This window comes from Pedobacter sp. 05L430 (assembly GCF_056397585.1).
The window spans coordinates 1-8,942 of the sequence record NZ_JBFTNT010000171.1 but is presented as its reverse complement, the minus strand read 5'-3'; the positions used below and the strand labels follow the sequence as shown (position 1 = coordinate 8,942).

General features: G+C 39.1%; 10 protein-coding genes. 1 reads left to right on the top strand and 9 read right to left on the bottom strand.

Translation table 11 applies throughout. From position 1 onward, the window contains the following. Positions 1 to 938 (top strand): BamA/TamA family outer membrane protein (locus tag AC1DG9_RS18410; protein WP_477635008.1); only part of this gene is annotated, 938 nt, incomplete at its 5' end. Between the two features lie 41 nt (positions 939 to 979). Here AC1DG9_RS18410 and AC1DG9_RS18405 read toward each other — a convergent pair. The 9 genes from AC1DG9_RS18405 to thiC form a co-directional block, all read right to left on the bottom strand. Continuing rightward, positions 980 to 1,825, bottom strand: a complete 846-nt coding sequence (locus tag AC1DG9_RS18405) for a CvfB family protein (RefSeq protein WP_172660357.1) — start codon at positions 1,823 to 1,825, stop codon at positions 980 to 982. Positions 1,826 to 1,895: 70 nt separating this feature from the next. Beyond that, positions 1,896 to 2,201 (bottom strand): hypothetical protein, encoded by a 306-nt coding sequence (locus tag AC1DG9_RS18400; RefSeq protein WP_172660356.1) that lies wholly within the window; start codon positions 2,199 to 2,201, stop codon positions 1,896 to 1,898. Between the two features lie 106 nt (positions 2,202 to 2,307). After that, a complete protein-coding gene (locus AC1DG9_RS18395) occupies positions 2,308 to 3,384 on the bottom strand; it encodes a HesA/MoeB/ThiF family protein (RefSeq protein ID WP_172660355.1) in 1,077 nt (358 codons plus the stop codon). Positions 3,385 to 3,390: 6 nt separating this feature from the next. Next, positions 3,391 to 4,509: a 2-iminoacetate synthase ThiH gene (gene thiH / locus AC1DG9_RS18390; RefSeq protein ID WP_477635007.1), complete on the bottom strand. Its 1,119-nt coding sequence runs from the start codon at positions 4,507 to 4,509 to the stop codon at positions 3,391 to 3,393. Then, on the bottom strand, positions 4,502 to 5,266 hold the full coding sequence (locus AC1DG9_RS18385) for a thiazole synthase (RefSeq protein ID WP_288882794.1): 765 nt from the start codon (positions 5,264 to 5,266) through the stop codon (positions 4,502 to 4,504). Before AC1DG9_RS18385 ends, thiH begins: the two co-directional genes overlap by 8 nt. 5 nt (positions 5,267 to 5,271) lie before the next feature. Continuing rightward, complete coding sequence (locus AC1DG9_RS18380) at positions 5,272 to 5,916, bottom strand: thiamine phosphate synthase (RefSeq protein ID WP_172660352.1); 645 nt, start codon at positions 5,914 to 5,916, stop codon at positions 5,272 to 5,274. Beyond that, on the bottom strand, positions 5,913 to 6,671 hold the full coding sequence (locus AC1DG9_RS18375; RefSeq protein ID WP_288882792.1) for a hydroxymethylpyrimidine/phosphomethylpyrimidine kinase: 759 nt from the start codon (positions 6,669 to 6,671) through the stop codon (positions 5,913 to 5,915). Before AC1DG9_RS18375 ends, AC1DG9_RS18380 begins: the two co-directional genes overlap by 4 nt. Continuing rightward, a complete protein-coding gene (locus AC1DG9_RS18370; RefSeq protein WP_337717950.1) occupies positions 6,668 to 7,255 on the bottom strand; it encodes a thiamine phosphate synthase in 588 nt (195 codons plus the stop codon). The genes AC1DG9_RS18375 and AC1DG9_RS18370 overlap by 4 nt, the downstream gene beginning before the upstream one ends. Then, positions 7,256 to 8,942 (bottom strand): phosphomethylpyrimidine synthase ThiC (gene thiC, locus AC1DG9_RS18365; RefSeq protein WP_477635006.1); only part of this gene is annotated, 1,687 nt, incomplete at its 5' end. It lies immediately after the preceding gene.

Here is an 8,942-nt window from a genome sequence, read left to right as displayed (position 1 = left end):
GTAGGAAATCGTTTATTCTAGACTATCTTGGTGATTTTAAAAAGGCCGTAGGTAATAATGATCTTGTAGTACATGCAAATTTGCTGGGACCTAACAACTTAAGTAACTTCTTTGGCATTGGAAACAATTCACAATATCTCGATTTGGATAACGATGATGATGAGGGACCAGATAGAGAAGATGGGATTTCTTATTACAGAAATCGTTACGACTATTTAAATGTAGATGTAAGGCTCAGTAGAAAACTCACCAGGTATTTAAAAATTGAAGGCGGAGTATTGGGATCATTTTATACAAGTACAGCATCTGGAAATGAGGAACGTTTCTTTAATGATTATAATGCCGCCCATCCGGAAGAAGAGATATTTTCAGATAAGTACTACGCCGGTTTTGTAGCGGGATGGACTTACGACAGTCGTGATAATATTGCAAATCCTAAAAAAGGGTTGTACTGGAAAACGTCTTTAACCGCTCAGCAACGGGTTGATAAAACCAACGATCGTTATGGATCTGTAACTACAGAATTCCGTTTCTACATTAATCCTGGGAAATCAGGTTTAGTGTTTGCAAATAGAATAGGAGCAGGGACTGTTGTGGGCGATCCGGCTTTCTTCCAGCACATGCAAATTGGCGGTGTTAATAGTTTAAGAGGTTTTAACAGCAAAAGATTTACGGGGACCACTATGGCTTACCATAACCTTGATATGAGATTAAAGCTGTTTAATTTTACTTCCTATCTGGTTCCCGGAACTGTTGGGATGATTGGTTTTAACGATGTAGGTAGGGTATGGGAAAAAGGAGAGTCATCTGCAAGATGGCACCATGGTTATGGCGGTGGCTTGTATGTGCTCCCTGGCGAAGTACTTTTGATACAGGCAACACTCGGATTCTCGAGAGAGGCAACAATGCCATATTTTTCAATAGGATTTAACTTTTAAAATAAAAAAAGGCCATTTGAATTTAATGGCCTTTTTTTATTTTACTCTGCCTCGTGATCAATCAGTATCTTTATTTCATGATCTGAAATGGTAATCAAGCGGTCCTTATATAGCCCACCAATTACCTTCTTAAATGCATTTTTACTGATTTTAAATCGCGCATATATTTCTTCTGGAGTACTTTTGTCGCCTAAAGCAATTACGCCGCCACTTTCTTTTAATTCTTCCAGAACGCTATCCTTTGTATCAAGAATATGACCATAGCCCATTGGTTGCAGACTTAAATCAATCTTGCCTTCAACACGGATCTTCTTGATCCAACCTTTTCTTAGTTCACCTGGATTAAGCACATCAAACAATTCGTTAGTGTACAACAACCCAATATACTTATTATCAACAATTGCATTATATCCAAGATCAGAACGGTCCACAATAAGTAAGCTTACTTCATCACCCTCTTCTAAATCTATATCTTCTTCCTCAACAAAGTTGGTTAACCTGGAAGATGCAACCATACGGTCATTGCTTTCATCAAGAAAAATATAAACTACATGGCGGTCTCCTTTAAACATTGGACGTTTCTGCTCTCTTTTAGGAACGTATATATCCTTATCAAGACCCAAATCCATAAAAGCACCATCTTCACTGTCATCAACAACAGTTAAATAAGCAAAATCACCCACACAAGCCAATGGCTTTTTGGTAGTACCCATTAACCTGCCATCTTTATGAACATAAACGAATACGGTTATGTTGTCGCCTATTTCGGCATTCTTTGGAACATCATTATAAGGAAGTAATACTTCTTTATCTCCTTCGGTTAAAATAAGGCCGGCTTCTGTTTTGTTTATTATTCTTAAATCGTTGTATTGTCCTATTGCTATCATGGTCACTATGTTGAATCATTTCCGATAAACCAGAAATGATTGTATTTACTTATGAACTGCAAAGGTAGCATTACTGAATGGGTAAATTGCTAAGTGAGCCCGGCTGTATGCAAAAATACTTTTCAATTTCGAGTGCAACATGATAAGGGATGTCTTCCTTTGAGTCTGTGGATATATAACTGTAATTGTCTAATGTATTAATACACTTGCCAATTCTCTTCGGAAGCTCTTTTCTCATAGCCTTATATGCACTATGAGTCAAACTGTTCGTTAACTCAAGAATTTTGAATTTCTTTGGTCCTGTTTTGTCGTGAATCTTTTTAACTGGTATCTGATTTTTACTTGTACTGTTTTTATTTGCAATCTGTTTTTTCATTTTGAACTTTTTGAGTTTTTTTATGAGTTATTTAAGATTGTAGATCTACACTGAAAGTCTATATAGAAAAGAATATATAGTGGTTGAAATATTGAAAAAAAATATTTTATTTATTAAGACTCAGAATATAGATTTGAGCATCTGTTCTTGTTTTTAGCAAGTTATAAGCAATTTTACTTCTTAAGCCACTGGTGCAGCAAAGCACAATTTTTTTATCTTCAGGGATCGAATGCAAATGATCATTAAGCTCATATAATGGGAAATTATATCCACCGATATTGTATTCATCAAATTCAAAATCCTCTCGTACATCAATTAAAAACAGAGAAGAATCTTTTTCTTTTAGATATTCAAATGCTTCCAGGTTTATTTCTTCATAGCCATTTTTAGCAGCAGTCGAGGCAACTGATTCATAAACCGACTCAAATTTCTTATCAGAAGTTGAATTAGAGTCAATGGCGTTTACACTTTTTCCTATATTAAGGATCAATGAAGAATTGTCGAGCACATTAAGAATGAGTAATTTACCTGATAGCACTTCGCCAAAACCACAAATTAGTTTGATGGTTTCATTAGCCATATAGCTGCCTATTATCCCCGGTAAGCTGCCAATTACGCCACCTTCATCACAATTTGGGACTTCATCAGCAGCCGGTGGTTCAGGAAATAACGCCCTGTAATCCACACCTCCGTTATAATTAAATACAGATACCTGACCTTCAAATTTAAAGATAGAACCAAATACCAATGGTTTGTTTAAAGCAACGCAGGTATCATTAACCAGATAACGGGTAGGGAAGTTATCAGACCCATCCACTACGAGATCATAATCCTGAATTAACGAATTGGCATTATCCAGTTCAATTTTAAAAGGGTAGGAAACGAGATTAACATGCGGATTAAGTAGCTGCAGCTTATTTACTGAGGTATCTGCTTTACTTTTTCCAATATCAGTAGTATTAAAGAGTATCTGTCTGTGTAAGTTACTTTCATCTACAGTATCATGATCAACAACACCAATTGTGCCTATGCCGGCTGCGGCAAGATAAAGCAACACCGGAGAACCCAGGCCACCGGCTCCAATAACCAATACTTTGGCAGCTTTTAGCTTTTGCTGACCCTCTATACCCAGTTCTGGTAATAGAATCTGTCTGTTATATCTCTTTAATTCAGCGCTATCCATGGTTAATTAGTTTTTTGTTAAACTGACATCCCAATCTTTCCATACCGGTTCATAACCTTGGGAACTAATCATTTGGGCTATCTCTTTTGCGTTGCGCTCATCAGAAATCTCAAATTGTTCTAACGACTGTGGCTCAACGGCATACCCACCAGGGTTAGTTTTAGAACCTGCACTTATAGATGTGATCCCTAATTTCACAATATTATTCCTAAAAACGATGGATTCACGTGTAGAAATTGATAATTCTACTTCCTCATTATATATTCTATAAGCGCAGATAAGTTGTACCAGCTCTTTGTCGTTCATCACAACTTTAGGCTCCAAGCCGCCGCTAAATGGACGTAAACGCGGAAATGAGATGCTGTATTTACTCTGCCAGTACCTTTTTTCAAGATAAGTTAAGTGCATTGCTGTAAAAAAGGAATCTGTTCGCCAATCTTCCAAACCTATAAGCACGCCTAATCCCATTTTATGAATTCCGGCCTGTCCCAATCTATCCGGCGTTTCCAATCTATACTGAAAATTGGATTTTTTCCCCTTTGGGTGATGTTTTTTATAATCATCCTGATGATAAGTTTCCTGATAAACAAGAACCGTATTTAACCCATAGGGTGTAAGTTCTTTATAATCTTCAGTATCCAATGGCTGAACTTCCATCGATATATGAGAAAAGTGAGGCTTAATAAGTTCCAATACTTTTTTAAAATATTCGGTATGCACGGTTTGGTTCGCCTCGCCGGTAACCAGCAACACGTGGTCATATCCCATGTCTTTAATTACGGCGATTTCCTGCATAATTTCCATCGAAGACAGCGTTTTCCTTCTTACCTTATTGTCGTAACTAAATCCGCAATAAGTGCAAATGTTATTGCATTCGTTAGAAAGATAAAGCGGCACATACATTTGAATCGCCTTACCAAAACGCTTAAKGGTTAACTGCTGACTCATCTGTGCCATTTGTTCCAGATATGGAGCCGCTGCGGGCGAAATAAGCGCTTTGAAGTCTTCTAATGTTCTTTGAGAAGAATTTAAGGCACGCTCCACATCAACACTAGTTTTGGCATAAATGCTTTTACTGGTCTCGTCCCAGTTGCAGGATTGGAAGAGGTTGGTGAAGTTAGTCATCTAAAAATGAGGTTAATGGGCTGCTGGCCACAGCATGTAAATTAACAGAACCAAGTTTAGCCTCAAAAGCCATTCTTCCGGCCTCTACGGCGATCTTAAAAGCTCTGGCCATCTGTTCAGGATGTTGTGAAACTGCAATGGCAGTGTTCACCAAAACCGCGTCAGCACCAATTTCCATAGCCTTTGCAGCATCAGAAGGAGCACCAATTCCGGCGTCAATAATTACAGGAACATTACTTTGGCTGATAATGATTTCTAAAAAGTCTATTGTCTTTAAGCCCTTATTACTGCCAATAGGAGAGCCCAAAGGCATTACAGCCGATGTCCCAGCATCTTCCAATCGCTTACACAAAACCGGGTCGGCATGTATGTAGGGAAGTACAATAAAGCCCAGTTTTGCCAGTTCCTCTGTGGCTATTAGTGTTTCGATTGGGTCGGGCATTAAATATTTAGGATCTGGATGAATCTCAAGCTTAATCCAGTTGGTTTCTAACGATTCTCTGGCCATTTGAGCCGCAAAAACTGCCTCTTTTGCATTGCGGACACCAGAAGTGTTAGGTAAAAGGTTAATATGAGGATGATTTAGATGTATTAAAATATCATCGTCATTATCTTTCAGATCAACTCTTTTTAAAGCCACAGTTACTAGCTCCGATTCCGAAGCAAGCAATGCTTTTTCCATTTCAGTAGCTGAACTGAACTTTCCGGTTCCMGTAAACAAACGGGATTTAAATGTTTTGTCTGCTATTTTTAACATAATAGTTAGTTATTAATGGGGTTTAAAACCTTTAGCGCACTGTACATTTGTGCAAGCTCAGCGGCAGGATCATTTGCATTGGTTAGTGCACCAGATAATGCCACACCATGAACCCCAGTTGTCATAATCAAAGAAATATCATTCAATTCTATACCTCCAATTGCAATAATAGGAGTGGTGATGCCAGCTATAGAAACCTGTTTCATAATCGCTTCATATCCTTCTAAACCAATTATAGGGCTTAAATTTTGTTTGGTATTGGTAAACCGATAAGGGCCTAATCCTATATAGTCAGCTCCCTCGGCAACCCTTTGTTTAACATGCTCAAAAGTGTTTGCCGTACCACCAATAATCATTTGCCCGCCTACAATACTTCTTGCTTCTGCAATTGGCATGTCGGTTAAACCTAAATGCAACCCATAAGCGCCAGCTTTTAGGGCAATTAACGGATGATCATTTACAATTAACCTTGCTCCATAAGCTTTGCAAAGTGCATTGGCCTTAATAGCCAGTTCGAGAATTACATTCTCAGGCTTGTTTTTAACCCTCAGTTGTATCCACTTTGCACCCGCAATAAGTGTTTTATTAATAGCATCTAAGTGACTGATGTTTTCAGTTTCCTGTGATATGTAGTGTAGTTTATCAATCATAATGAATGGTACCCAAGTAGGGTATTGTTACTGTTTAAGAATTTTTCGATATATAATTTAGCATTGCCGCAAGCTTGTTTTAAAGGATAACCAAGTGCAACATTTGCAGCAATCGCTGCCGATAAAACACAGCCAGAGCCGTGTTTTTGATGAATTTGATCAACCCCCGAGCTAAACTCATAAGTATCATCCTGCTCATATAGATAATCAGTGCCGGGTGCAGCAATGCTATGTCCTCCTTTTAATAAAACCGCGCAGTATTGTGCCCAAAGCTTAGCGGTATGGCTTACATCCATTGCCTCAGCACCTAAACTTAGCATTTCATTGTAGTTCGGAGTAATCAAGTCTATCTGTTCAAGTACAGGCGATAATATTTCCATCCCATTCGCCCAGTCGTGAAATTCATAACCGGAGCTTGCCTTTAATACCGGGTCTACAATGATCTTTAAATCAGAATCTTTAGCTCTTAGGAAACTGACCACCTCTCGCAAAACAGAGACATCTTTTATCAGTCCTATTTTACAAGCCGACACCTTAAACCGAGCCATTAAAGGCTCCAGCTGTGCAATGATTTGAAGTGAATCCAACCAGTTGTTCTTTAAAAATTCGCTATCGGTTTGCACTGTCAGTGCACTGCAGATGCCAAAGCCATAAACATGGTGTTGCTCAAAACACTTTACATCGGCCAAAACACCGGCACCTGCACTGGGGTCAAATCCCGCAATACTAATTGCATATGGTCTGTTTGCTATCATCTTTCCTGTATACGTTTAAAATTACTGATCGCTTTAGAAGGGTCATTCCAAATAAATCCAAGTACGGCCACTCCATCAAAACCCATTAAACTGAGCGCTTCGGCATTTTTATCATCAATTCCACCCAGCGCAATCAGTTTTGTGTTGTTTAAACGCTGTGGTAAAATAAAGTCCCGATTAAGCACACCAGCATACCCTGGTTTGGATATGCTGTTAAACACCGGCCCAAAAAAAGCATAGTCAAATTCTTGCAAATTATTAATATCCTCAAGCTGATGGATAGATGTACTCAATACAGTGTCATTAAAGTTAAGCATCGTTTTAGCCTCCTGTAATTGTTTCCTATGCGCCTCCTTGTAATGCAGCCTGTTAATCCCAAAGTCGCCTGCAAGCTCATGATAATCATGTAATGCAATCCTGCTATGATATGCCTCATCTATTTCAGAAATCAGCTGATTATAGTGCGCTCTTGTATATGAATCTTTTCTTAAGTGAAATATATCTAATCCACTTTCAAATAGTTGATTAATTATATTTGATTCATTGTCAACCATACAAGGATTTGCAATAACAATTACGTTCATCTACAAATAGATTTCGCTGCCTTTCTCTGTAAATTCTTTCGATTTTTCTGCCATCCCTTTTGCCAGTGCATCTTGTTCATCAACTCCCTGCTTTGCGGCATACTCCCTAACATCCTGAGTGATCTTCATCGAGCAGAASTTMGGSCCGCACATCGAGCAGAAGTGGGCGATCTTTGCTCCGTCAGCAGGTAAAGTTTCATCATGAAATTCCTTTGCCGTATCCGGATCAAGAGAAAGATTAAACTGATCTTCCCATCTAAATTCAAATCTTGCCTTACTTAAAGCGTTATCTCTGTACTGCGCACCAGGATGGCCTTTTGCTAAATCGGCAGCATGAGCGGCAATTTTATAGGTAATYACACCRTCTTTAACGTCCTTCTTATTTGGTAATCCGAGATGCTCTTTTGGGGTAACATAACACAACATTGCAGTCCCAAACCAACCTATCATGGCAGCACCGATGGCTGATGTGATGTGATCATAACCCGGAGCAATATCAGTAGTTAGGGGGCCTAATGTATAGAACGGAGCTTCAGAACAATGTTCCAGTTGCTTCTCCATGTTTTCTTTAATCAGGTGCATCGGTACATGACCAGGACCTTCAATTATAGTTTGTACATCGTGCTTCCAGGCAATTTTGGTTAGTTCACCAAGCGTTTCCAATTCAGCAAACTGAGCTTCATCGTTAGCATCGGCTATACAACCGGGCCTTAAACCATCGCCTAAAGAAAAGGACACATCGTATGCCTTCATGATCTCGCAGATTTCCTCAAAATGAGTATAAAGAAAGCTTTCTTTATGATGTGCAAGGCACCATTTAGCCATAATGGATCCGCCCCTTGATACAATTCCGGTTACCCTTTTTGCCGTAAGCGGGATGTAGCGCAATAACACACCAGCATGTATAGTAAAGTAATCTACACCTTGTTCGGCCTGTTCAATTAAAGTATCCCTAAACAGCTCCCAGGTCAAATCTTCGGCTTTTCCATTAACTTTTTCTAAGGCCTGATATATTGGAACTGTTCCAATTGGAACCGGAGAATTACGAATAATCCATTCGCGTGTTTCGTGGATGTTTTTTCCGGTTGATAAGTCCATTATCGTATCTGCACCCCATCGGCATGCCCATACTGCCTTTTCAACTTCTTCTTCAATAGAAGAGGTTACGGCCGAATTACCGATGTTGGCGTTGATTTTAACCAGGAAATTACGGCCAATAATCATTGGCTCTAATTCAGGATGGTTAATGTTACAAGGAATTACCGCCCTGCCCGAAGCCACTTCCTGACGAACAAACTCTGGGGTAATGTATCCCTTTGGGGTATTTGCGCCAAAGCTATGACCTTTATGCTGATGACTCATTACAGCGTATTGTGCACCCAGTTGCTCATTTAAAAGATCTATTCTTTGGTTTTCTCTAATAGCAATGTATTCCATTTCGGCAGTAATGATGCCTTTTTTTGCGTAATGCATTTGAGAAACATTAGCGCCATTTTTTGCCTTGTAAGGTTTGTTGATATAAGCAAAACGCAACGAATCCAATTTGCTGTCGGCCAGGCGCTGCTGACCATAATCAGAAGAAATGTGATCTAACTGCTCAACATCTTGTCTGTTGGTTATCCATTTTTCTCTTAATCTAGGCAGACCTTCTCTTACATCAATATGTGCATTTGGATCGGTATAGGGG

What these genes read in the sequence shown, in the direction of transcription:
- AC1DG9_RS18405 (WP_172660357.1), bottom strand. Translation starts at nt 1,825, where the DNA reads ATGATAGCAATAGGACAATACAACGATTTAAGAATAATAAACAAAACA.
- AC1DG9_RS18400 (WP_172660356.1), bottom strand. Translation starts at nt 2,201, where the DNA reads ATGAAAAAACAGATTGCAAATAAAAACAGTACAAGTAAAAATCAGATA.
- AC1DG9_RS18395 (WP_172660355.1), bottom strand. Translation starts at nt 3,384, where the DNA reads ATGGATAGCGCTGAATTAAAGAGATATAACAGACAGATTCTATTACCA.
- AC1DG9_RS18380 (WP_172660352.1), bottom strand. Translation starts at nt 5,916, where the DNA reads ATGATTGATAAACTACACTACATATCACAGGAAACTGAAAACATCAGT.
- AC1DG9_RS18375 (WP_288882792.1), bottom strand. Translation starts at nt 6,671, where the DNA reads ATGATAGCAAACAGACCATATGCAATTAGTATTGCGGGATTTGACCCC.
- AC1DG9_RS18370 (WP_337717950.1), bottom strand. Translation starts at nt 7,255, where the DNA reads ATGAACGTAATTGTTATTGCAAATCCTTGTATGGTTGACAATGAATCA.